16 protein-coding genes are annotated in these 25,089 nt (G+C 58.4%); 10 read left to right on the top strand and 6 right to left on the bottom strand.

The window, feature by feature from the left end:
- From KVT38_RS02120 to KVT38_RS02105, 4 genes are all read right to left on the bottom strand, one after another.
- Positions 1 to 1,208: ABC transporter transmembrane domain-containing protein (locus tag KVT38_RS02120; RefSeq protein ID WP_254638912.1), on the bottom strand; the 1,208-nt coding region annotated here is incomplete at its 3' end.
- A 212-nt stretch (positions 1,209 to 1,420) separates the two neighbouring features.
- Positions 1,421 to 2,326 (bottom strand): DMT family transporter, encoded by a 906-nt coding sequence (locus KVT38_RS02115; RefSeq protein ID WP_217592038.1) that lies wholly within the window; start codon positions 2,324 to 2,326, stop codon positions 1,421 to 1,423.
- Between the two features lie 26 nt (positions 2,327 to 2,352).
- The gene (locus KVT38_RS02110) at positions 2,353 to 3,150 is read right to left on the bottom strand and encodes a sugar phosphate isomerase/epimerase family protein (protein WP_217592037.1); all 798 of its coding nucleotides are present in this window, start codon (positions 3,148 to 3,150) and stop codon (positions 2,353 to 2,355) included.
- Positions 3,151 to 3,202: 52 nt separating this feature from the next.
- Positions 3,203 to 4,201, bottom strand: a complete 999-nt coding sequence (locus KVT38_RS02105) for an NAD(P)-dependent oxidoreductase (RefSeq protein ID WP_217592036.1) — start codon at positions 4,199 to 4,201, stop codon at positions 3,203 to 3,205.
- A 260-nt stretch (positions 4,202 to 4,461) separates the two neighbouring features.
- Here KVT38_RS02105 and KVT38_RS02100 point away from each other — a divergent pair, with 260 nt between their 5' ends.
- From KVT38_RS02100 to KVT38_RS02070, 7 genes are all read left to right on the top strand, one after another.
- Positions 4,462 to 6,693: a helix-turn-helix domain-containing protein gene (locus KVT38_RS02100; protein WP_217592035.1), complete on the top strand. Its 2,232-nt coding sequence runs from the start codon at positions 4,462 to 4,464 to the stop codon at positions 6,691 to 6,693.
- Between the two features lie 199 nt (positions 6,694 to 6,892).
- Positions 6,893 to 8,455, top strand: coding sequence for an extracellular solute-binding protein (locus KVT38_RS02095; RefSeq protein ID WP_217592034.1), 1,563 nt, complete (start codon positions 6,893 to 6,895; stop codon positions 8,453 to 8,455).
- Positions 8,456 to 8,551: 96 nt separating this feature from the next.
- Positions 8,552 to 9,502, top strand: a complete 951-nt coding sequence (locus tag KVT38_RS02090) for an ABC transporter permease (RefSeq protein WP_217592033.1) — start codon at positions 8,552 to 8,554, stop codon at positions 9,500 to 9,502.
- Complete coding sequence (locus KVT38_RS02085) at positions 9,503 to 10,366, top strand: carbohydrate ABC transporter permease (protein WP_217592032.1); 864 nt, start codon at positions 9,503 to 9,505, stop codon at positions 10,364 to 10,366.
- Between the two features lie 141 nt (positions 10,367 to 10,507).
- Entirely contained in the window at positions 10,508 to 14,764 is a 4,257-nt protein-coding gene (locus tag KVT38_RS02080) for a 3-keto-alpha-glucoside-1,2-lyase-like domain-containing protein (RefSeq protein ID WP_217592031.1), read from the top strand.
- Positions 14,765 to 14,789: 25 nt separating this feature from the next.
- Positions 14,790 to 15,938: a 3-keto-alpha-glucoside-1,2-lyase-like domain-containing protein gene (locus KVT38_RS02075; RefSeq protein ID WP_217592030.1), complete on the top strand. Its 1,149-nt coding sequence runs from the start codon at positions 14,790 to 14,792 to the stop codon at positions 15,936 to 15,938.
- A gap of 855 nt (positions 15,939 to 16,793) precedes the next feature.
- A complete protein-coding gene (locus KVT38_RS02070; RefSeq protein WP_217592029.1) occupies positions 16,794 to 17,621 on the top strand; it encodes a fibronectin type III domain-containing protein in 828 nt (275 codons plus the stop codon).
- Between the two features lie 83 nt (positions 17,622 to 17,704).
- On the opposite strand, the gene KVT38_RS02065 is transcribed toward KVT38_RS02070, so the two are convergent.
- Both KVT38_RS02065 and KVT38_RS02060 read right to left on the bottom strand, forming a co-directional pair.
- Positions 17,705 to 19,342: a response regulator gene (locus KVT38_RS02065; RefSeq protein ID WP_217592028.1), complete on the bottom strand. Its 1,638-nt coding sequence runs from the start codon at positions 19,340 to 19,342 to the stop codon at positions 17,705 to 17,707.
- A gap of 66 nt (positions 19,343 to 19,408) precedes the next feature.
- On the bottom strand, positions 19,409 to 20,944 hold the full coding sequence (locus KVT38_RS02060; RefSeq protein WP_217592027.1) for a glycoside hydrolase family 31 protein: 1,536 nt from the start codon (positions 20,942 to 20,944) through the stop codon (positions 19,409 to 19,411).
- A 244-nt stretch (positions 20,945 to 21,188) separates the two neighbouring features.
- Between KVT38_RS02060 and KVT38_RS02055 the strand changes: the two genes are divergently transcribed.
- From KVT38_RS02055 to KVT38_RS02045, 3 genes are all read left to right on the top strand, one after another.
- On the top strand, positions 21,189 to 22,547 hold the full coding sequence (locus KVT38_RS02055; protein WP_217592026.1) for an ABC transporter substrate-binding protein: 1,359 nt from the start codon (positions 21,189 to 21,191) through the stop codon (positions 22,545 to 22,547).
- Positions 22,548 to 22,623: 76 nt separating this feature from the next.
- Positions 22,624 to 23,493 (top strand): carbohydrate ABC transporter permease, encoded by an 870-nt coding sequence (locus KVT38_RS02050; protein ID WP_217592025.1) that lies wholly within the window; start codon positions 22,624 to 22,626, stop codon positions 23,491 to 23,493.
- 12 nt (positions 23,494 to 23,505) lie between these two features.
- Entirely contained in the window at positions 23,506 to 24,342 is an 837-nt protein-coding gene (locus tag KVT38_RS02045; RefSeq protein WP_217592024.1) for a carbohydrate ABC transporter permease, read from the top strand.
- Positions 24,343 to 25,089: the final 747 nt, after the last annotated feature.

The raw sequence follows: 25,089 nt of genomic DNA, 5'->3' as shown, positions 1-25,089 counted from the left end.
TGCTTCGCGCCGGCAAGCAGCGCATATAAAATACCGCGGCCGCCCCCGCCCCCGACGATCGCCGTCTTGCCCGCGCCGGTCGGTCCCATGATCGCGACCGTCTCGCCCGGATGAACGGTGAAGCTGACGTCGCTCAGCACCGTCGCGCTGTCGTACTTGAAGGTGACGTGATCGAACCGGATGCTGCCCTTGAAGCGATCGCCGGCGCCCGTCTTGCGCCCGCCCGCGATCTTGGGGACTGCGTAGTAGATCTCGACAACCTTGGTCAGGCTGGCGAAAAACCGCTGGATGTCGTTGATGATCATGCCGATGCTGCGCATCGGGTTGGAGATCGCCCAGATGAGCGCCGAGAACGCGGCGAATTCGCCGAACGTGATGCGGTCGTTCATGACCAGGATGCCGCCCGCGATCATGAGGACGACGTTAAACGCCTGCGCGAACGATTCGAGATAAGGAAAATAGTCGAGCCACACCATCGCGGCGGCTTTGTTCGCCTGCTGATAGTTCGCGTTGCGCTCGCGGAACTTCTCGATCTCGTATTCCTCCCGCGCGAACGCTTTGACGACGCGGTTGGCCGCAATATTTTCCTGCGTGGAGGAGTTCAGCTGGGAGAGGCGCTCGCGCAGGCCCACGTACATCGGGCGGACGCGCTTCGCGAACAGATAGGCCGTGACGAAGATCGGCGGCGCGAGCAAGAGCAGCCACCACGTCAGCGTCGCGTCAATATAGAAGAAGTAGCTGACGGCCGCGATAAAGATCGTGAGCGACTCGACGATCGTCTTCACGATCCAGGCGAGCGAGTGCCGCACCATCTCGAGGTCGCCGGTCATCCGCGTCATCTGGTCGCCCGTGCGGTTGCGATCAAAGTACTCCCGGTCCTGGCGCTGGATCTGGTTGTACAGGAAGATGCGGACGTTGTAAAGCATGTTCTGCGAGGCGCGCTCGTACTGCATCATCGTCACGTACGCGAGCCCCGTGCGCAGCAGCGAGAAGCCGATCATGCCCAGGCAGAGCGCGATGAGCAGCCCTCGCTTCCCCGTCAGGTTCTGCACCGCGTCGTCGCCGGCGATAAACGTATCGACGATGCGCTGGCTCAGGTACGGATTCGCGATCGTGAGCGACGATCCGATGACGGACAGGCAGAGCGCGAATATATATCTTGCGCGGTTGCCCTCCAGGTTCTTCCACAACCACTTGACTTCGAACATGTTGATTGACCACCCGTTCCCGTTTGTACTGAAGTCGCAATGTCGTTTAAGCAAACAAGGCGATTATACACCCATTTGGGCGCACGGGAAGACCTAATTTTAAGGTTGGTGGATTTTTTTAAAAGTAAGCGTTTTCGGCATGTGCGCTGGTCGTCAGGCGGCGCTTCGCTGCGCAAAATCTAGCATAATCGTGTGATAAAATAGCAGGATTGTTACTGTTCAGAATAGGAGTCGGCGCGAGGCTGCTTGCGTCTTTGGTGAGTCGTCGAGAACAGCAGCATGCCGCCAATGACGACCGTCGTACCGATCCATTGCGAGGCGTTCATTCGTTCGTCCAGCAACAGGAAGGCAAGCAAAGAGGTAAATACGGGGTTTAAATTCAGAAAGATGCCTGCATGCGTGCCGCCTATTCGTTTGACGCCCAGATTCCAAAGCAGCGAGGCAATCACTGTGGCACCGACGCCGATATAAATCATGGCTGCCCAGAACGCGGGCGTGGCATCTACTAACGTGAACGTGAATTGCATGATGTTAAAAGGCAGCATGAACGCCAGGCCGAAAATGCCGGACCACAGCGTTGCGGCAAGCGGCGACACGTAGGCCATCGCTTTTTGGGACAGGATGGTGTAGCAGCCCCAGAACAGCACGGCGCCGATCATCATCAGGTCGCCGCGATTGAATTGGAGGGCGAGCAGCCGCTCCAAGTCCCCCCGGGTAAGTACGATCACGACGCCCGCGAAGGAGACGATCATGCCGGCAGCCTGGCGCAGGGTCAAACGATGACCGAACGCCAGGAACGAAATCAAGGCGATCGCGGCAGGATTAAGCGTCGACAACAATCCCGTGTTGGCAGCCGACGTATGCGCAAGCGCCTCGAACAGCAGCACGTTAAACAAAGTCACGCCCGTCGCGCCCATGCCAAGCAGGAGAGGGATGGCCTTCCGAGGCGGGAGCAGGCGTGTTTCCTTTATCCACACGAATGGGAGAATGACGAGGATCGCGATCCCGAATCGCAATTCGGACAGCATCATCGCCGAGGCATGTCCGGCCGTCCATTTGCCGGCCACGAAGTTACCGGCCCACAACAGGCTCGTCAATACAAGCTGCCATACGAACATTTGCGGACTCCCATACTTGAATGTATTTAAAGATAGCGGCGTACGTAGTCGATGAAGGCCGGAAATGCAACCTCGGGTTCTACAATCTCCGGATGCCAACGTTTTTCCCATTCGAAGGACAACCAGCCGTCATAGTCAACCTCGCGCAGCAGCGCGATCCATTCCGGGAGCGGCAGGTCGCCCTCGCCCAAGAGAACGGGCCGTGCGCCAAGCGCATCCTTGATGTGCGCATGCCGAATGTAGCCGCCCAGCTTTCGCCACGTTTCCGCCGGAGCTTCATGGCCGCCGTATTTGATTGTATGGTGGATGTCCCAGATGATGCCGATGGCGGGTGAAGACGTCTGCCGAAGCACCTCGCGTACCCGATCGGACGAAGAAAAGTCGCCGTGCGTCTCGAGCAGCACTTGAACGGCTTTGTCTTCCGCATATTCGCCGAGCGTTTGAAGCCCGCGCGCCACTCGTGCAACGATCTCTTGTTCGCGGCGGTTGTCCGCGATCGAATCGCCGAACACGCGGATCGAAGAGACGCCCATGCGTACGGCCAGATCGATCGTCTCCATGCCTTCTTCAATGGCTTCATCGAACCGTTCCTCGTCGTGAAACGCGCACGAAGTATCCAGACAGCATATCGCGATGCCGCGCTCTCTTGCATAAGCCAGCGAAGCTTCCAGCCGCGCTTCGCGCAGCGCTTCGCAGCGGCCAAGTCGCAGCTCTCCCGCGATGCCGCGAAGCTCTACGCCGTCATAGCCCAGCCGGGAGGCTTCGTTGACGATTCGCTCCCACGTCCAATCCGGACAGCCGAGCGTGGTGAAGGACAGCTTCATTTCTGCATCCTCCTTGTCTGTAAATGCTGTTGCGATCGCCCTTGCAGGTTCGTCAGGTGCTGCGCAAATAGCGATCCCGGTCGAATCGATGCAGGAGGGGCTTTCCCTGGCTGTGGCGGATCAAATTTTCGAGGCAAACGGCCTCGTACCTTTCGAGCGGCGGCTTCTGCCAGTTGGCCGAGAAGAGATCGTGCGCCGTAAAAAGAACGTTCGGCCAGCCGCGCGCCGGGTGGTCCGGTTCAAGCGCGTCCCTTCCCGCCAGCACGTCGAGTCCGGCCCGCAGGCGGCCCGTCTTCAGCTCGGCGAACAAGGCGTCCTGCTCGACGATGTCTCCGCGCGCCGTATTGATGACGATGCCGTAGTCGGGCAGCCTGGCCAGTACGGCGGCGTTCACCGCGCCGCGCGTCTCCTCGGTCAGGCCGGCATGAATGACCAGCGCGTCGCTCTCCTCCGCGAGCCGTTCGAGGCTCTCCGCCGCCTCGCAGCCGGCCGGCGCCGATGCGGGCGGCAGATACGGATCGTAGTAGCGGATCCGGCATTCGTAGGGACGCACATAATCGACGAACTTCCGGCCGATCGCACCCATGCCGTAGATGCCGATTCGCAGCCCGTACATCGTGCCCATGCGGCGGTCGGGCCGATGCCAGCCGCCTTCGCGCACATGCAGCTGCTGAGGGAGCAGTTCCTTTAATACGGCCAGCAGCAGCGTCACTGCCGCTTCCGCCATTTCGGGCGCCACCGCGTCTCCCCAGTTGGTGACCGGAATGCCCGCTTCGACGATCGAGAGCGGGATCCAGTGGGAGATTCCGCCGGAAATATTGCAGATGTAGGACAATCGGCCCGGCGCTTCGGCGATCTGTTCGGGTACGCGGCTCGATCCCCATAACGTCAGCAGCACATCGCATTCCCGAATGAGCGCCGCGCGCGCTTCGTCCGTTAACGCGTCTCCGTTCCGTAGGACGGTCAGCTCGCCGATTTCCCGCAAGGCGTCGACGAACGGACCGGCTTCCGGGAAACGCGAGTCGGCATTGCCAATATGAAGCAGTTTCATACGTTCGCTAATCCCCCTTAAATCATGCGGCCTTGTTTGTAATCGGATTCGAAAAGGATTGGGAGCCATACGTGCATAAGTATATGGAGGGGCGCTCCTGAACGTAAAGAATCGATTCTTTCAATCCGTCTCGATTCCGACGATCGGCGTATTTTTGCATAATCGTCGGATTTGTACATTTATCGCGGCTCAAGGTTTGGCATATACTCAAGAAAACATAGAATGAATGCGCTTTATTCGTGATCGGGAGGGTGGTCGCTTTGAACCGTTTTGCGAGGCAAAAGTCGTTTTATAAAATTTTGCTGATGTTTGTAATCGCCATCAGCATGCCGGCGATTTCGATCGGCTATTTAGCCATGAACTTTAGCACGGCGCATATCATCCGACAGGCGGACGTTTCCAGCACGATATTGCTTAACGAGAAAAAGCTGTACATGGAACGGCAAATATCCGAGCTCGTCTATTTGTCGAATCAAATCATCGCCAGCGATGAAGTGTGGAAATTGTTCGAGCCGAACGAAACGTATCCCGAGCAGGCGGAAGCGATGTCGGGCGTCCTTCGTTTCTTCGATAAAATCGTCAGCTCCAACAAGCATGTCGCCTCCCTGTACTTGATCAACAAAACGAAAAACTACGTACTGTCCGATGCGAAATACAGCCTGGACAACTTTTACGATCCTGAAGTGCTTAAAGTTGACGTCCAAGGCGATTATACCGTTTTGCCGCCGCGAACCGGGGGCGCGATCGGCGCGTCGAACCGGAGCCTGGTCAGTCTCTTGCGGACCTTCCGCAACGTGTACAGCGGAGAGTCGATGGAGGTCGCGGTCAATATCGATTACCGCGATTTCTCGGAGAGTCTGGAGCAGACGAGGGGCATGGCCTCCCCGATGAATCTGCTCATTTTCGACGATCGGGACCGGCTCATCCTGAATCATAGCGGCATCGAGGAACGTCTTCTTCGCGATCAATTGACCCAGATGCGCAATGCCGACGGGACGTCGATCAACCGAACCTTTGGCAATACCGACTATTACTTAAGCATGACGCGCTCGGATGCGCTTGGGTGGACGATCGTCTATTCCCAGCCGTACGAGCAGGTCGTGGATTCGACCAGGCTGCTTCGTCGCGTTCTGCTGTCTACCGTTCTAATCGTGCTGTCGATCTCCCTCGTCATGGCCGGGCTGTTTTCCTTCTATTTATATAGACCGCTTGCGCAGCTTGTCGCCGACATTCGAAGGCGGACGAATCCCGCTTCGGGCAAAGGCAAAGACGAATATGCGATGATCGGCAGCGCCGTAAACACGCTGTACCAGCAAAACCGCGAGCTGCAATCCCAATTCGATATGGCCTACCCCTACATTAAGCAGCATTCCGTGTTCGAGCTTTTGAGCGGCAAAGTGTGGGATGAAGAGAAGCTGGGCGCGGTGATCCAGCTGCTAGGGATCAGTCTCCACAAACCTCATTATGTCGTCGCCGTTCTCGACTTCGAGAATACAGAGCTGACCGACCGTGTGATCGGGGACATCGAGGCTTTTTTCCTCGAATGCGAGGAATCGATGCTGCTGTCGATCATGAGCGAGCGCCGTTTGGTTGCCATCGTGAACTCGGAGCGGGACAAAAACGAGCTGATCGATCTATTCAATCGGTTGAAGCTGAGGCTGAACCGCGGCGACGCCGAGCTGACGATATCGGTGAGCAAAATATTCGACAGCCTGGACAAGCTTTTTCTCGCTTATCAGGAAGCGCTGCAGCTGCTCAACCATAAATTTTTTGTCGGCAAAAACGAAATGATCGTTAGCGAAACGATCCGGCCGATCGTCGACCGGGGCGCGTTCTACCCCAAGCAGCAGGAGCAAAACCTGCTGGAGAGCATTCGTTCGCAAAACGCAGAAAAGGCTGCGGCTGCGCTCGCTTCGCTCACCGGTACGTTGACCGAGCTGTCCTATTCGATCGACTATATTAAATACGTGATTTTCCAGGTCTGTTCGAACCTGATGGACGCCTTATCCGAGGTCGGCGGGAAGCCGGAGGAAGCGGGCATCGACGTACAGACGCTCTGGAAAGACATCCATGAGGCAGACACGCTCACGCGGCTGGAGGCGTTAATCGCGCGATTCATTCACGACTGTATGGAGACAGCCGCCGTTCTCAAGCGAAAGCAGCACACGGAGACGATCGCCAAGACGATGGATTTTATCGAACGGCATTACCGGGAGGATCTTTCTTTGAAGGAGATCTCTACGAACGTCTATTTGAGTCCCGGCTACTTGAGCACGATCTTTAAAAACGAGACGGGCATGACCATATACGACTATATCACCCAGGTCAGGATGAAGGCGGCTGGCCATCTCGTCCTCGATCCGGATGTCAAAATCCAGGATGTGGCACTGGCGGTCGGATACAACAACATTCAAAGCTTCATGCGCTTCTTCAAAAAGGCGTATAAGATGACGCCGCTGGAATACAGACGGAGCAGGAAGACGATCGGATAACACCGGGACGCCGAAAACGATCAAATCTTCCGGTATCGTCGTAATTGCGATAAATCGGAGAAATCGATCATTTACAGCTCGGGGCGTCTCCCGCCTATACTAAGGGCACAGTGCACTGTAAGCCTTTTCAAAAACGTTTGGCCGGCCATTTATGCTTTCAGCATGCTCAAGGGTGGGAAATCAAAAGGAGGTTGTAGCGTTGCCTAATACGTATAAAAAGGTCATGCTCGTCGCGATTGCCGCCTCGGTCCTCGCAGGCTGTTCATCGAACGGCAATTCGGAATCGTCCGTAAAGCCGTCGTCATCGTCTTCGCCATCGCCATCGTCTTCCTCTACGGCGTCCCCCGCGTCTGCCGAAGCCAGCAAAGAGGCGCCGACGACGCTTAAGCTCGCGGTGATCGAGATGTACCCGGGGGTCTCGTTCGACAACAAGACGACGCATTATATCGAGGAGAAAACGAATACCAAGCTGGAAATCACCGCGATTCCGGGTGCGGACTTCGAGAATAAGCTGCAGATTATGCTGGCGTCCGGGGACAAGCCGGATATCATTCAGCTCGGCACCGATGCCCTCGAGATGAAATTCACCAAATCGGGACTGCTGCTTCCCCTCAACGCTTCCTTCGACAAAACGCCGAACTTGCAAAAGTTCGGGGAGGACGGCATCTGGGACGCCATGAAGCATAGCGACGGCAACGTCTACGCCATACCGATCCGCGGAAGCGCCATCGACAACATTCCGATCTATCGCAAGGACTGGCTGGACAAACTCGGACTGAAGGTGCCGACGACGATCGACGAGTACTACGCGGTAGCGGACGCCTTTTCCAACAAAGATCCCGACGGCAACGGGAAGAAGGATACGTATGCGCTTAGCGGCTGGACCGCGAACGGAGGCTTCGATCTGTCGACGTCGGACCAGGTGTTCGGCGCATACGGGACATTGCCGAATTCCTGGCTCTTGCAGGACGGCAAGCTCGTATGGGGCTCCATCGTCCCAGGCGCGCTCGATGCGCTCAAATTCCTCAATAAAATGTACAAGGGTAAAATGATCGATCCCGAATTCGTCACCGACAACAGCGCCCGCTTCAAGGACAAAGTGCTCAAAGGCGTCATCGGCGCCCCGGTCTACCGGTACTTCTTGATGGACAGCTCCAATCTGAACAATTATTACGAACCGTTGAAGCAGAATAACCCGAATGCGGAGTTCGTCGAGGGCGGCATCCTGAAGGGTCCCGGGGACAGCGTCGGATTTCGCATGCTGACGCGGCGGGGATGGTTAAAGACGGCCGTGCTCAACAGTTCGCCCCATGTCGATGCTGCGTTGCGCGTGCTGGATTTCCTCGCCTCCGACGAAGGCAACAAGTATATGAACTATGGCGAAGAAGGCGTGGATTACAAGGTTGAAGGCGACCTGCTGACAAAAACGATTACGGACGATCAGATGAAGCAAGAAGGAATCGGGCAATTAAGGCTCGCCTTCAATGCGCTGTACGACCAGACCTCGCCACGTTACCGGGAATTGTTCGATTACGCGCACAAGATCGGTTACAAAGATCCGGCGGACGGACTCGTCGTAGAGAACAATACGAAGCAGGTCGAGCTGGATCAGTATACCGGCCAGCAATACGTCAAGATGATCATGAGCGACGGACCGATCGACAACATGTTCGCGGATTACGTGGCGGAGTGGAAAAAGCGGGGCGGCGATGCGCTGACGCAAGCGTTTAACGACGCTTATCAAGAGAAAAACAAGCAATAAAGTCGCTTCGGATTACGAAGATCAGTAATACGGTCCATGGGGAGCGGAGCGGCTGCCGGTCCGCTTCTCCCTGGTCATTGCCAGGAGGAGTTCCATATGGAGACGGTTCATACGTACAAGCGCGAGGAGCCGGCCACGAAGCGATCATCCCGGCTTCATCCGATCTATAAAGACAGACATCTGTATTTGATGCTGCTGCCCGGCCTGCTGTTTTTTATCATATTTAAATATGTTCCCTTGTACGGCATCGTCATCGCCTTTCAAGACTACGATATTTTCCGCGGCATCCGAGAGAGCGAGTGGGTCGGCTGGGATACCTTCAAGGAAGTGTTCGCGTATTCGGATTTCTGGGTTATTTTCGGCAATACGCTGCAGATCAGCGTCTATAAGATTTTGTTCGGATTTCCCGCGCCGATCGTCGTCGCGCTGCTGTTGAACGAACTTGGCAACCGGTATTTTAAAAAGTACGTTCAAACGATTTTGTACCTGCCTCACTTCATCTCGTGGGTCGTCATCTCCGGTATCGTGCTCACCATTATGTCGCCGACGAACGGCGTATTGTCGATCGTATACGAATGGTTCGGCATGGAGCCGAAAAATCTGCTTGCCGATCCCACAGCCTTCCGGATCATCCTGGTCGCCTCCGACATCTGGAAGGATCTTGGATGGGGGACCATTATTTATTTGGCTGCCTTGACGCAGGTCGATCCGAGCCTTTACGAAGCGGCAACGGTCGACGGAGCGAGTAAATGGAGGCAGACTTGGCATATCACGCTGCCGGGCATACGGAACGTGATCGTGCTGCTGCTGATCCTGCGCATCGGCCTGCTGATGAACGCCGGGTTCGAGCAAATCCTCGTCATGCAAAATTCCGCGGTACTCGAAGTCAGCGAGATTCTGGACACGTTCGTCTTCAAGTTCGGCTTGCAGCAAGGCAACTACAGCTTCGCGACAGCCGTCGGGCTGTTCAACTCCCTGATCGCGCTGGTATTGATCCTGGGCGCGCAGTGGATCAGCAAAAAATTCGGCGAGGAAGGATTGATGTGAATGAACCGCACTCGCCGCATGCGTTTCTCCGTCCTGTTCCTGTATTTGTTTTTTATCCTGACGGGCATCGTCATGCTCTATCCTTTCTGGTATGTGCTGATGTTCTCGCTAAGTGATCCGCTGCGCGCATCCGTCAACAAGCTTAATCTGTATCCGTCGCATTTCTCGCTGTCGACCTACAAATACGTGCTGACCCAGCCGTTTCTCTACACGGGGTTCAAAAACACGATTATCGTTACCGTTTTCGGCACGTTGATTAGCATGCTGCTCACGATCGGCTGCGCTTATCCGCTGTCCAAAGAGAGCTTGCGCGGCCGCAAATTTCTGTTTTCGCTTATTTTTTTCACCATGCTGTTTAACGGCGGACTGATCCCGACCTATATCGTGATCAAGCAGCTCCATATGATCGATTCCTTGTGGGCGCTCATGGTGCCGTCCGCGGTGAGCGTGTACAACATGCTCATCATGATCAAGTTTTACAAGGGCATTCCTTCCGAATTGATCGAATCGGCCAAGATGGACGGGGCGGGCGACTGGTACGTGCTGCTGCGAATCGTCGTTCCGCTGTCGGGCGCGGTGAACGCCACGATCGGTCTTATCTACGCCGTATCCCGCTGGAACGAGTTTTTGCCCGGCGTCCTGTACATCAACGACCAGAGCAAGCGCGTGCTGCAGGTCGTATTGAACGGCATGCTCCGCGAAGATTCGCTCGCCAACCAGCCGGGCCTGCAGGATCTCGCTTCGTCGCCGGAGAGCATCAAGATGGCCGCGGTCGTGATCAGCATCGTTCCGATTTTGGCCGTGTATCCGTATCTTCAAAAGTATTTCGTGAAAGGAATGCTGCTCGGTTCCGTTAAAGGCTAGCGGGGCGTTGATCGATTCAAAAAGGTTCGGCCCTCATTCGGAGATCGGACGAGAGGAGGTGATGGTTTAAAGCCTTGTATTTGGATTGGTTAACTTTATTTTGCGGCGACAATCTGAAGTGACGAAAGGAAGGGTTCATGGATGGCGTGGAAATGGCTGCGCAACAAGTCGATGCTCTCCGGACTGTTAGTGATGATGCTTCTCGTTTCGTCGATACCGGCCATACCCGGCGCCCGCGTGGGCAATGCCCATGCGGATACGCCTTCGCTCCCGTACGCGGAGAACTTCGAGGACGGTGCCGCGGACGGATGGACCGTCGTTAATGGTCCCTGGACCGTCGTGAACGACGAGTCCGAGGTTTATCGGTCCTCCGCCGCAAGTTCCATCGCGCGTACGGTTTACGGCCAACAAGACTGGGACAATTATGAGGCTACTGCGAGATTCAAGTTGAACAGCTGGGGCTCGACCCAGTTCCAGACCGTTGGCCTGGTGACCCGCTATACGGATACGAACAATTATTATCTGTTCACCTACGACCTTGGCGTGCTGAACATCAAGAAAAAAGTAGCCGGCGCGATGACGGTGCTCGCCAGCGTGCCGTATACGTTAAATGCCGGCACCTGGTATACGCTGAAGGCCGTGTCCGACCATTCGCGGCTGAAGCTGTCGATGAACGGAACGGAGATTTTATCCGCGATCGACACGGCCCTTTCCGCGGGTAAGCTGGGGCTGCTTACCGCATACGGAGACGTCAGCTTCGACGATATCTCGATTCAGGAGACTCCGCCTCCGTCGGACGTGCAGGCGCCTACGGTTCCGACCGGTCTGACCGCGGCAGAGTCGCCGCCCGGACAGGTCAATCTCGCGTGGTCGGCTTCGACGGACGACGATGTCGTGGCGGGTTATATCGTGCGCCGCGACGGCAGCGCCCTCGCCATGACGACCTCGGCGAATTATACCGATACGCAAGTGAAGCCCGGCGTTGCTTACACGTATTCTGTAAGCGCTTTCGATCCTTCTGGCAACCATTCGGCCGACGCCAGTCCGGTATCCGTCACGCTGGCGCCCTTCGCGAACGGCACTTCGTTCCGCTCGGATCTCATCGGCGTCCATCCGCGGCTGATCGTGAATCCGGCCACCGCGAGCGAATTGTCGCGGAGAACGGAAGATGCCGATTACCAGACCTACTACGCCTCCATCATCGCCAAGGCCAACGGGTTCCCGGATACGGTCAACTGGTTCACGTCGAGCTATGGCTCCGATTACGACTGGGAAGTCGTCTCTTTCCGCTTTCCGACCTTGGCGATGGCCTATTACTTGACGAAGGACGACGCGTACAAGACGAAGCTGAGGAGCTACGTGCTCGATGTCGTCAACCGGCCTTTCTGGGGCAACGAGTCCGTCGATTACGGCGGTTCGATGGGCAACGCATGCGGGCTGATCGGCGTCGGATTCGCTTACGACTGGGGCTACGATGCCTTTAGCGAGAGCGAGCGCGCCCAGATCGCCTTAAAACTGAAGCTGCAGTCGAAGAAGCTGTACGACGAATTTTTCAATCATACGAGCGGCACGCTCGCTTATTGGAAAAGCGACTACCAGAACAATCACCGGCAATTCCGGATCGAGGGGCTGTTGACGGGGACGGCCGCCGTGCTCGGCGATGTCGGCGATCCGGCAGTCGCGACGATGTACGCATTCGCGGAGCAGGAGCTGGAGACGCTCCTGGACGAGATTGCGCCCGACGGCTCCCAGCACGAGGGGATGCAGTACATGTCCTTCGGCGACGAGCATATCGTCCGTTCCCTGACCACCTACGAATCCGTCACCGGCGACGGAAGCCTGTGGAACGAGTCCGTTCGGAACATGGGCTTGTTCAAGCTTTACGGTTACGGTCCGGGCTACAAGCGCCTTGTGCCGTATGCCGACGACTCCAACGGCACGGGGTATTTCAACAATTTTCTGTTCAAAGTCGCATCGAAATACGGGGACGCCAAGCTTCAGGCCGCGGCCAAGTCCGCTTATGCGGTCGATCCGAATTCGTTCGCCTGGGACGTATGGAATTTCCTCTACTATGACGACTCCCTCGTTCCGGACAGCACGCCTTACGAGCCCTGGCGATACTTCCCGGACCTGGAGATGGCGAATTTTCGCACCGGTTGGGGAGCGAACGATCTGAGCGTATCGTTCAAAAGCGGTCCTTCGGGCGGGCACAAGCTTAATGCGTGGAGAGACCGGATCAGTCCGGACGGCACTTATATCAACGTGGGTCACGATCGGCCCGACGCCGGCAATCTGTACATTGAATTCGCCGGCAAGCGCTGGGCGGAATATCCGCCTTATGACAAGGTCGACCGCTGGACGAAGGACGTCAACTCGCTTCTGGTCGACGGAGTCGGACAATCGGGGGAAGGCGCGATCGCCTTTTTCCAGCCGACTGCCGGCATGAGGGACGACGCGCGCATTACCGAGTTTTTCGGCAGCCCGGGCTACGGATTTACGACGGGGGACCTGCATAACGCCTACCCGAACATGAGCAAGATGGATCGCAATCTGCTGTTCGTCGACGGCCGGTATGCCGTCGTGTTCGACGACCTGGCGTCAAGCGGCGGGGAGCGCACGTATCAATTTTTGTACAACAGCAACGGTACGTGGACCGGAGACGCGAGCGGCGGTTATCGGATTACGCAGGGTACGGACAGCATGCAGCTGTTCATGCTTCAACCCGACGCCTTGACGGCGACCGTAGGTCCGGCGCGCAAAGCGGAGATGGGCACGAATCTGAGTGTCAGCAATTCGGTGCCGTCGACGGCGACGAACTTCCTGGGCGTCTTCTACCCGAAGTTGAACGGCGAGGCGGATCTGGTCAAGCCGACGGTCGTCAAAGATGCGGAAGGCACGAAAATGACGGTGGCGCGGGCGGGCGGAAAAACGGACTACCTGTCGTTCCGCACCGCGGGCACGGGCGCGATTACGACCCCCTATGCCGCCTCGAATGCCCGTTCGCTCGTGTATACGATGAACGGCACGAATCTGGCGAACGCGATGATGATTCAAGGGAACGCATTGACGATTCCGAACCTGCGCTTCGCTTTCAGTCAGGCCGTCAATGCCCGCTATGCCAAGGAAAACAACGGCTTTACGTTGTGGGCGTCCAGTCCGCGCGATGCGGCTGCCGTATCCGGTCAGGTGACGATAAACGGGCTGGCGCCCGATACGAATTATACGCTGACCTGGAGCGACGGAACGACGGAGACGTCCGCTTCGTCCAATGACGGGCAGCTGACCTTGTCGCTCGACCTCGCGCAAAGCGATCTGTCCGTATCGGTCAGCGGCCCGACGCCCGCCGATACGAGCGCCCCGACCGCGCCGCGCGGCTTGACGGCCGTGTCGACGGCCAGTTATTCGGTCGATTTGAACTGGACGGCGTCGAGTGACGATATCGGGGTCGGCAAATACGAGGTATACCGCAACTGCTTGCCGGTCGGCACGACGTACGGCACTTCGTATACCGATACGAGCCTCACGGCTTCCAGCCGGTATTTTTATTCGGTCGTCGCCTACGACCTGGCGGGCAACCGATCGGGCGGACTCGGGGCATGCCGGTCCGTCCCGCCTCCCGACGTGACGCCGCCGACCGTGCCGGGCGCGCCGACGGGCGTGCAGACCGGCAAGTCGATCGTGCTGTCGTGGACGGCCGCGACCGACGACCGGAGCTTGAGCGGGTACAAGGTGTACCGGGACGGCAGCGAGATCGCATCGGTCTCCGGTATTACGTATACGGACGGTACGATCGAATCGTCGAAGTCTTATTCGTATACGGTCAAAGCCGTCGACGCCAGCGGCAATCTGTCCGCGGCCAGCGCGCCGTTCACGATCGCGACGCCGAATTTCGTGTCGTACTCGGATTTTGAGAGCGGCTCCGCGGGATGGACGGCGGTTACCGGAACCTGGAGCGTAATCAACGACGGCAGCGGCGTTTACAAGTCGGGCACGACCTACGATAATTCGGCCGCGATCGGAAGCGATACGTGGACCGATTATGCCGCGGAGACGCGCGTGAAGGTGAACGGCTGGACCTCGACCAATTCGCCGAACGCGGGCATACGCGTTCGGTTCGCGGACGCCAACAATTACTACTTTCTCGGCTACAAGAACAATGTCCTGACCATCTACAGAAGGGTGGCGGGCGCGAACGCCGCCAAAGTCTCGAAGCCATTCAGCCTTCAATTGGGCGAATGGTATACGTTCAAAGCCGTTGTGCAGGGGACGTCGCTCAAGCTGTACGTGAACGGCAGCCTGGAGCTGACCGCGACCGATGACAAGCTCGCGCAAGGCAAAGCCGGCGTCGACAGCCGGTTCGGCGATTCGCGGTTCGACGATTTTACCGTCACCCAATAAGGAGAGAAAGGATGTGCTTGCTGGCATGAAGACAAGATCCCATGGCAAAACGACCTATAAGGCGCTTGTGCTGGGCCTCGTCGCCGCGATGCTGATGTCCGCTCAGGCGAGCGCTTCGGACGCGACCGCGCCGACCGCGCCCTCTGGACTGACCGCCTACGAGACGGCTGCCGGTACCGTAGAGCTCGGCTGGAACGCATCCGAAGACGACACCGGCGTCGACTATTACGCCGTATTCAGGGACTGCTCGCAGATCGGTACGACTTCCGGGACGGCTTATACGGATTCGGGCGTGCCCGCATCTGCCGACGGCTACTATTACGTGCTCGCCTACGACGCCGCGAACAACGATTCCGGCGGAAGCGGCGCCTGCGTGACGACGCTCGACCCGGACGTGACGCCGCCGTCCGTGCCCGGCAGCGTCGCCGCAGCGTTGCAGGGGAAGTCGGTCAGGCTGACGTGGGCGGCGTCTACGGACGATCGCAAACTGGCCGGGTACAAGGTGTACAGGGATAACGTACAGGTCGCAGTCGTAAGCGGAACCCAATATGCGGATACGAGCATCGATTCGTCGACGACCTATGCTTATACCGTAGCGGCTTACGATGACAGCGGCAACGTGTCCGCGGCCAGCGCGCCGGTCGCGATGACGACGCCGCATTATTTGCACTTCTCGAACTTCGAGAGCGGAGCCGGCGACTGGTCGGTCGTCACGGGTACCTGGAACGTCGTGAATGACGGGAGCCGCGTTTACAATTCCGGCACGACCTTCGACAACTCTTCCGCCGTCGGCAGCGCCTCCTGGACCGATTACACCGTGGAGACGCGCGTGAAGGTGAACAGCTGGTCTTCCACCAATTCGCCGAATGCGGGCATTCGCCTCCGATTTGCCGACAAGGACAACTATTATTTTCTCGGCTACAAAAACGGCAGCCTGACCATCTACCGGCGGGTAGCCGGCGCCAATACCGGATTGGGCAGCAAGGCGTATACGCTCCAGACGGGAGAATGGTATACGTTCAAGGCCGTCGTTCAGGGTACTTCGCTCAAGCTTTACGTGAACGGCATCCTGGAGGTGTCCGGGACGGACAACAAGTTCGCGGCGGGCAAGGCCGGCCTGGACAGCCGATTCGCAGATGCGCGGTATGACGATTTTGCCGTTTGGGACGGATAGCGGTTCTGGATGCCGGCGCAGCGCGCCGGCGTCTTTTTTAGCGCCGATCATACGACGTTCCTCCAGAAGTCTCAACGGAGACTTCTTTGTACCGCCGACCAGACGACATTGCGCAAGAAGTCCCAGTCGGGACTTCTTTGCCGCTCGGACTCGCAATGGATTCGCAAGAAGTCTCGATGGAGACTTCTTTGTCCCGCCGACCAGACGACGCTTCGTAAGAAGTCCCACTTGAGACTACTTTATTCCGCCGACCAAACAACGCTCCACAAGAAGTCCCACTTGAGACTACTTTATTCCGCCGATCAAACAACGCTCCACAAGAAGTCCCACTTGAGACTACTTTATCCCGCCGACCAAACGACGCTTCGCAAGAAGTCCCAGCCGAGACTTCTTTATTCCGCCGATCAGACGACGCTCCGCAAGAAGTCCCAGCCGGGACTTCTTTATCCCGCCGATCAGACGACACTCCGCAAGAAGTCCCAGCCGGGACTTCTTTGCCGCTCGGACTCGCAACTGCTTTGCAAGAAATCTCGATGGGGACCTCTTTGTCCGGCCGACGAGACAATGCTTCGCCGGAAGTCCCAGCCGAGACTCTTTTGCCGCTCGGACCCACGACTGCCCCGCAAGAAGTCCCACCGGAGACTCCTTTGTCCACAGGTTAGAACAATCGGCAGGTAACGCAGTATAGCGCCTCTTCGGCTCGGACTATGATGGGTTTTCTTCGTGTGCGATTGTACGGAAAATATGCGCGATATTACATAAATAGATTATATTGGTTGTTTGGCGATCGGCGGCATGTTAGATTATCGTTGCTTCTATTCAAATGATTCCATATCAAAACGGAGGACGTGTATGATGAAAATTCGCAAATGGTTATTGGGGGCCTTGGTGGCGGCGGCGACGCTTCCTGCCGCGACGGCCAACGCCGCGGTAGGCGCGTCCGTCACCAATGTCACGGCTAATTCGCTTCAGCTGAACTGGACGCTTCAGCCCGGCGAAGGCGTCGTGACCGTCTATCAGAACGGCAGCTATCTGACGACCTATGCGGGCAACGGAATGATCGTCAACGGACTGAATCCGTGCACCGCCTATACGTTCACCGTTGCCGGCGGCAGCGGGTACGGGACGACTTCGGCCGCGGCCACCACGCTCGGCTGCGCACAGGCTCCGACGGCGCCATCGATTGCGTATACGAGTACGTATTCGTCCGTGAATTTATCGTGGACGGCCTCCAATGCCATAAGCTACGAAGTGTACAGAGACAATGTGCTGCTCGGCACCACGACCGGCACCTCGTATACGTTCGGCGGTACGCCGAGCCGAGCCTACGCGGTCCGGATAGTCGCGCTAAATAGCACGGGTCAATCGGCATCCGCCTCAATTACCGCGACAACCCAGGCCTTCTCGGGAACGTGGACGAGCGCGTTGGCATCTGGCAATATTCGCGTCGGGGGCGCCTGGACCAATACGAGCTCGGTTTACGGCACGTCCATGAACATGACGCTGTATCGCGTCACGACGGCCGGAGACGTCTATGTCGGCAGCAACTCCGCCTACATCGGCCCGGGCCAGACCGTCGGCGGGTGGTACAATCTTGCGAGCAGCCAGCCTTCCGGCACGTACAAGGTCGTATTGACTTCCGATTACGCGATCACGTCGGGCGCCACGCTCGGCACGTACTAGAATTTCGGAGGCGGCCAGCGGCATAGAACGGCCTTTGTCCTGAACGTTAAGGACGAAGGCCGTTTCGTTTATTCCGGGATCGGTCAGGAGGACTTCATCCGGTAGTCCTGCGGCGTCAGCCCGTAGTGCTCCTTGAACAGCTTGATGAAATACTGCGGCTTGTGATAGCCGATCGCCGAAGCGACGTCGCTGACCTTGAGCTCGGGCTGCTCGAGCAGCAGCTCGCGCGCCCGCTGCATGCGTGCGCGGTACAAATAATCGCTGATGTTTTCGCTCATCTTGCTCTTGAACAGCGACGACAGGTATGCCGGATGCAGGCCGACGTGGTCCGCCGCCGACTGGAGCGTGGCATCGGCGAGCCGTTCCGCGATGAACTGCTGCACCTTGCGGATAAGCGCGGCCTGCTCGTTGTTCCATTCGCTCTTGGTCATCTCCTGCAGCCGTTCGAGCGTGTGCGCGACCCAGTCCTGGAGCTGGCGCATATGGCGGAACCGGCCGGCGTCGCCGGGCTTGTCGGGCTCGGACGGGAGGACGTCATGCAGGCTAAGCCCGTTTTTGTGAGCAAAAAAGCTGAAGGCCCCCATCGCGTGATAATAAAGCTCGAGCAGCGTCTCCCGCGATTCCATCCCTTTGTCGGCGACCTCCTGGAAGACCGTGTCCCACTTCGAGCGGATCGCCTCCCACTGGCCGATCTCGGACAGCTGAATGAACGTCGGCGACTCGTACAGGCTGTGAATGCGGTAGGGCATCTCGCGCGTGGCGGCATCCTGCAGGCGGATGAGCAGATCGGTACCGCCGCCGAGCTGGCGGGCGAATACGGCCAGCGAATCCCGGTACATGCCGCGCAGGCCGCTCGACATGACCTGCCAATCGCTCAGGACGACCGAGATGCTGCTCTTCAGAAATTGCCTGACATGCTGCTGCAGCCGCGACGCCAAATGCTCGAACGATTGCTGCCGGGCGCGTTCCGGCTCGGGGTCCTGCGCCAGCCACGTCTCCTCCCGGACTTTGAGAATGAACACCTCGTAATCGTAGGCATCGCGGCCGTGCCAGACATGGAACAGGTCGGAAAACGTCTCCTCCGCGATGTTGGCGACGGCGGAGGCGAGCAGAGACTGGTCCCGCCAGTTCAGCTCATCCGCGGACGACTCGATGCGCACCAGGCACATCGCGGCCAGGTCTTCCGGGCGAAACGGCAGCTGGTAGTAGGCCAGCTTCTCCTCCAGCAGCTCCTGCGGCAGCTTCCGCCCCTGCAGCAGATCCGTCAGCAGCTTTTCCCTGAACAGCGGCATGTGCTCGCGGACCATATCCATCGCTTTCTGCTGCCTGCCGCGTTCGTCCCATTCGAGACGAAGCGCCTCGGTCAGCCGGCGCACCGTGCCGGCCAGCTCCTCATGATCGACCGGCTTCAGCAGGTAGCCGTCGACCTGCTGCCGGATCGCCTCCTGCGCATAATCCCATTCCCCGTACCCGGACAGCAGAATGCTTTTAAAGTGCTTGTCGTATTTTTTGAGCTGCTGGATCAGCTCCAGGCCGGAGATGCCGGGCATGCGGATATCGGTCAGGACGATATCGACGGGGCTGGTCTTGCAAAATTCGAGCGCCTCTTCGCCGGAAAACGCCTTGTGAACCTTGCCGATCCCGAGCTCCTGCCAGGACATGTTGCGCTCGAGGCTGTCCACGAGGTGAGCGTGGTCGTCGACGATGAGCAGTTCGTACATGCAGGCTCCCCCCATGGTTCGATTCCTTGCACGGCCTTGCGATTTCTTGCGATTTTTTGCATTCGCCTACTGCTTACGATACCACGGCAGCCGCGAAAGGGGCGCTTTAATCTCCAATACGGCGGGGCCTTCGATAAGACTGCCGTCGTCGCCTCTCCAGCGACCTTCGGGGAAATGGACGACTCTGGCCGTCTGTCCCTTGACGACGACCGGCGCGACGAGCAGGTCCGATCCAAGCAGGAACTGATCCTGCACGAGCGCGTAGCCTTGGCCCGGATACTCGAATTCCAGGCTGCGCAGCATCGGCAGGCCGTCGACCGCTGCCTGGCGGGCGAGCGCGAGCAGCTCCTCGCCGAGCTCGGTCCGCAGCCGCACGGCGTCTAGGCACCAGGCCAGCTCGTCGCCGCTCAGCACGCGCCAGGGCGCCATGGAGAACTGCATGACCGGGAAAAGCGCGGCGCACTGCGCATATCGGACGAACAGTTCGCTGTCGAAGCGGAAGTCGGGCGAGTTGATGTCGCCGTCCATGCCGCCGCCGATCATGTCGGGGCAGTTGAACGCGTAGCCGAGCAGCCCCTGCACGATGGCGTTCGGGATCAGGCCGCCGAGCCCGCTCGCGTCCCACGTGTGCGTCTTGTCCCGCTGGCGCTGGATAAGCGTTTGCCCGCCGAGCTTCCAGCACATGCGCAGCTCGACGAGCGAGTAGCCGACGCCAAGCGAAGCGTAAGCTTCGCAATCCTCGAGCTGGCGCAGCGGACGCGTCCACGCGACAGGCTGCGTCACGTCGGGCGCGTCCGGCAGGATCGGCTCGCCTGCGTCGAGCTTGAAGCCGTCGACGCCGTAGTCCGCGATCAGCCGATCCATCTGCCGCCTGAACCAAGCCGCGCCTTCCGCCTTCGTATAGTCGACGACGGCGCTGTAGCCGTTCCACCACTGGCGAAGCACGGGCGCTCCGTCCTGGCCCACCATGAGCAGCCCGCCGCTTCCAAGCTCCTTGAAAATCGTGCTGTCCGCGCTCACATAGGGGCACATCCATAGCATCACCTTGAAGCCCAGACGGTGCAGCTCTGCGACCATGGCAGTCGGATCGGGGAACCGGTGCTTGTCAAAGTCCCACATGCCATAGTCCTTCATCCAGTTGTCGTCGACGATGAGGATGCCCGGCGGGAGCCCGTTCGCGAGGATCGACTCCGCATAACGAATGATCTTGTCTTGCGTGGGCGCATAGAACATCTCGACCCAGGTGCAGTATTGCGGCGCGGTGAAGGCGAGCGCGTCGGGAATCCGGCCGGACGGCGGGAAATGCACGCGGCTTGCATGCGCATAGGCGCCTTTCAGCGAGCCGTGTCCTTCTTCAAGAACGACCTCTCCGGCGCCGGGCGAGATCGACAGCCCTTCCTCGTCCGCGCGGAAGACGAACGGCTCCTCGCTCCAGACGTATCGGCCCTGGCTGGACAGCAGCAGGGGGGAAGCCTGATTGTCATCGGTCATGCGCAGATCTCTCGTATGCACCGTTTGTCCAAAGGGCATCGCGCTGCCTTCGTTGATAACGCCGCCCCACCAATATTCGTCGGGCAGCCTGGCGATCGATAGGTCGGTCATGACTTCATTCTCCTTGTCTGTAACGGACGGATGCGGGCGGATGCCGGCGTTTTTTGCGTCCTCGTTCAGCTGATTTTTGCTTCAGTTGTAATTATGCAGACAACGCTGACGGCTGGAAAGCGGATCTAAAAAATGTGGCCGCAATCTTAAAATCGGGGCATATCAACGCGCAAATCCCGTGGCTTATGATGAGAGCGTCAAGAGCTCACGACGATCATCAGCCAAAAACGAGGGGGATATCACGATGAACGCAACAAAGAAATCGAAAGCGGCTTCGGCGGCAGGCGTGCTGCTCGTCGCTTCGCTGGCACTGGCGGCCTGCGGCGGCAATTCGAACAACGGAGAGGGCGCGGCAAGCAGCGCGCCGGCTTCGGCTGGAGGCGCCTCGAGCCCCGCGGCGAGCAAGCCGGCAGGCGGCGACGGCGGCAAAGCCGTCACGATCTCGTACACGATCTGGGACAAGAACCAGCAGCCGGCGATGGAGGCGATCGCCAAGGCGTTCACCGACCAGAACCCGAACATCAAGGTCAAGGTCGACGTCATCCCGTGGGGCGACTACTGGACCAAGATGTCCGCGGCCGCGCCGGCAGGCACGCTGCCCGACGTCTTCTGGATGCACGGCGGTCAGTTCATCAAGTACGCGACGGGCCAATTCCTCGAGCCGATCACCGACAAGGTACAGGCCGGCGAGATCGACCTGAACAATTACGCCGCGAACCTCGGGTCGATTTACACGCTCGACGGGCAGAATTACGGCATTCCGAAGGACTTCGATACGATCGGCCTCGCTTACAACAAGGAGCTGTTCGATCAGGCGAGCGTTCCGTATCCGGACGATACGTGGACCTACGAGAAGCTAGCCGAAGTCGCCAAGAAGCTCAGTCAGCCGGATAAGGGCATCTACGGCTTCGGCGCCAAGCTGGATACGCAGGCCGGCTACTGGAACGATATCCTGGCCAACGGCGGCCACATCCTGAACGCCGATATGACCAAATCCGGCTACGACGAGCCGGCGACCATCGAGGCGCTCAAGGCCCGCTACCAGCTGATCCTCGACAAGGCTTCGCCGACGCACCAGCAGATGACCGACACGGACGCGGTCGAGATGTTCAAGTCCGGCAAGCTCGCGATGATTTTCGACGGATCGTGGGACAACGGCAACCTGGCCAGCAGCGACGTCATCAAAGGCAAGTATGACTGGGCGAAGCTGCCGAACGGCAAGGTCAAGCGCGGCAACATCATCAACGGCCTCGGCAACGTCATGTCCGCGAAGGGCAAGCACAAGGAAGAGTCGTGGCAGTTCCTGAAGTTCCTCGGCTCGAAGGAAGCGGCGGACATCACGGCGCAAATGGGTGCGGCGATCCCGGCGTTCAACGGCACGCAGGACGCTTGGGTGAAGTCCAAGCCGGACCTGAACCTGCAGGTGTTCATCGACCAGACGGCGGACGCGGTCCCTTATCCGAGCGGCTCCAAGTCGTATCCGGTCTGGTTCGCCAAGGAGGGCGAGATCATGTCCCAGGCATGGGGCGGCGCGATCTCGGTCGAAGAGGGCGCCAAGAAGGTCGCCGAAATGATGAATCAGGCGATCGCGGACGCGAAGTAAGTTTCGTCTCCAGAGGTAAAATCGTCGAAGGCGATCCCGCTCGCGGGACGCCTTCGGCCATGACGGGGTGAACGCAATGAACGCAAAGAGCAGGTACGCATGGGCCTACGTGATGATCGCCCCTACCTTGATCGGGACGCTGGTATTCTGGCTGTGGCCGGCGATCTACTCGGTATACCTGGGCTTCCTGAAGTCCGAAAATTTTGGCATGGACAATCACTGGGTCGGCCTCGCCAACTACGAGCGATTGTTCAAGGACGACGAGTTTTGGCAAAATCTTAAAAATACGATGCTGTACGTCGTGCTGTTCGTGCCGCTGACGATCGTGCTGTCCACGTTTTTCGCCGTTCTGATGAATGCGAAGATCAAGGGCAGGTCCGTTTACCGGGTCATCTACTTCCTGCCGCAGGTCACGATGGCCGCCGCGGCCGCGATGGTATGGGTCATTATTTTCGCGCAGGACTACGGCCTGCTGAACTCTGCGATCGGCACGCATATCGCCTGGATCTCGGACAAACGGTTCGCCATGTACGCGCTCGTGATCGTAGGCGTATGGGGCGCGATCGGCTTCAACATGCTGCTGATTCTGGCCGGCCTCCAGGGGATCCCGCGTCCGCTGTACGAAGCGGCCGAGCTCGACGGCGCCGTAGGCTTCCGAAAGTTCCGCTATATCACGCTCCCGCTGCTGACGCCGACGCTGTTTTTTACGTCCATCGTGCTCGTCATCGGCGCCACGCAAATTTTCGACAGCATCTATCTGATCATCGGCAAGACGAACGTCGCGCTGCCATCCGTGCGCTCGCTCGTGTACGCCTATTACCAGAACTCGTTTATCTACTACGATCAGAATTACGGTGCGGCAATCGTTAACATCCTGCTCGTCATCAACCTGATCCTGACCGGCTTCCAGTTCCTGATGCAAAAAAAATGGGTGGTTTACGACTGAGGAGGTACGAATATGAGCGGCGTCGCCTCTGCCAAGCGTAGAAGCAATATCGTCATTCACTTGATACTCATTGCGGGAGCCGTCATCATGGTGCTTCCGTTCCTCTGGATGGTCCTCACGTCGCTCAAGACGACGACCGAGGCGACCCAGATTCCGATTCGACTGTTCCCTGCCGAGCCGAGCCTTCGCGGCTATATGGACGCGCTCGCGCAGTCCCCTTTTCTGCACTACTACGCGAACACGCTCATGTCGGCATTTATGAAGACACTGTTTCCCGTCGTTTTCAGCGCCATGGCGGCCTTCGCGTTCGCGCGCATTCGCTTCCCGGGCAGCGCACTGTGCTTCTTCCTGATCATCTCGGTCATGATGGTGCCGAACCCGGTCTTTTACACGCCGCAATACATGATGATGAGCAAATTGGGACTCGTCAACACGGTGACCGCGCTGTGGATCGCCTCGCTCGTCAGTCCGTTCGCCACCTTCTTGCTGCGGCAATTTTTCCTCGGTATCTCCAAGGAGCTGGAGGAAGCCGCCGTGCTCGACGGCTGCAATCCGTTCCAGATCTTCCGTCACATCATGCTCCCGCTCGTGAAGTCGGCGCTCGTCGCGATCGTCATCATCCAGCTGCTCTGGTCGTGGAACGATCTGCAATGGCCGCTCATCATCAACAGCTCGCCCGAGAAGCTGACGCTATCGGCAGGGCTTGCGACGCTCGTATCGATGTTCGGCACCGACTATCCGGTGCTCACGGCCGGCGCGTTCATGGCGGTCATTCCGATGCTCGTCCTGTTCTTTATTTTCCAGCGGCGGTTCATCGAAGGCGTGGCGTTTAGCGCCAGCAAGGGCTGAGGCGACCTGGCGGCGCCTGTGCGCTGCCAGGGGCTGCCGGTTTATGAGGGCCTCTAAGTAACTAGCTCATAAGTAGCTGTAACCGCAGAAAGTGAGGTTGGAGCGGCAAGCGTAACTTGATTGGTAGCTGTAAGCGAGAAAAGCGCGGTTACAGCGAAACGGCGTGGCTGTAAGCGAGGAAAACGCTGTTGCAGCGCGGTGCGGAAGTGCGAGGGGAGCTGTAAGCGAGGAAAGCGAGGTTACAGCGAAGCGGTGTTGCAGTAAGCGAGGAATGCGCTGCTGCAGCGCGGTGCGGAAGTGCGAGGGTAGCTGTAAGCGAGAAAAGCGCCGTTACAGCGAAAGCGCCGCGGCAGTAAGCGAGGAAAACGCTGTTGCAGCGCGGGTGCGGAAGTGCGAGGGTAGCTGTAAGCGAGAAAAGCGAGGTTACAGCAATGAGGCCAGGCAGTAAGCGAGGAAAACGCTGTTGCAGCGCGGGTGCGGAAGTGCGAAGGTAGCTGTAAGCGAGGAAAGCGCGGTTACAGCGATGAGGCGCGGCAGTAAGCGAGGAAAACGCTGTTGCAGCGCGGGTGCGGAAGTGCGAGGGTAGCTGTAAGCGAGAAAAGCGCGGTTACAGCGAAAGCGCCGCGGCCGTAAGCGAGTAATGCGCTGTTGCAGCGCGGTGCGGAAGTGTGAGGGTAGCTGTAAGCGAGAAAAGCGCGGTTACAGCGAAAGCGCCGCGGCCGTAAGCGAGTAATGCGCTGTTGCAGC

Origin of the sequence: Cohnella sp. GbtcB17 (assembly GCF_019091135.1) — a bacterium.
Taxonomy (GTDB): domain Bacteria; phylum Bacillota; class Bacilli; order Paenibacillales; family Paenibacillaceae; genus Cohnella.
This window is presented reverse-complemented; position numbering and strand designations above follow the sequence as displayed.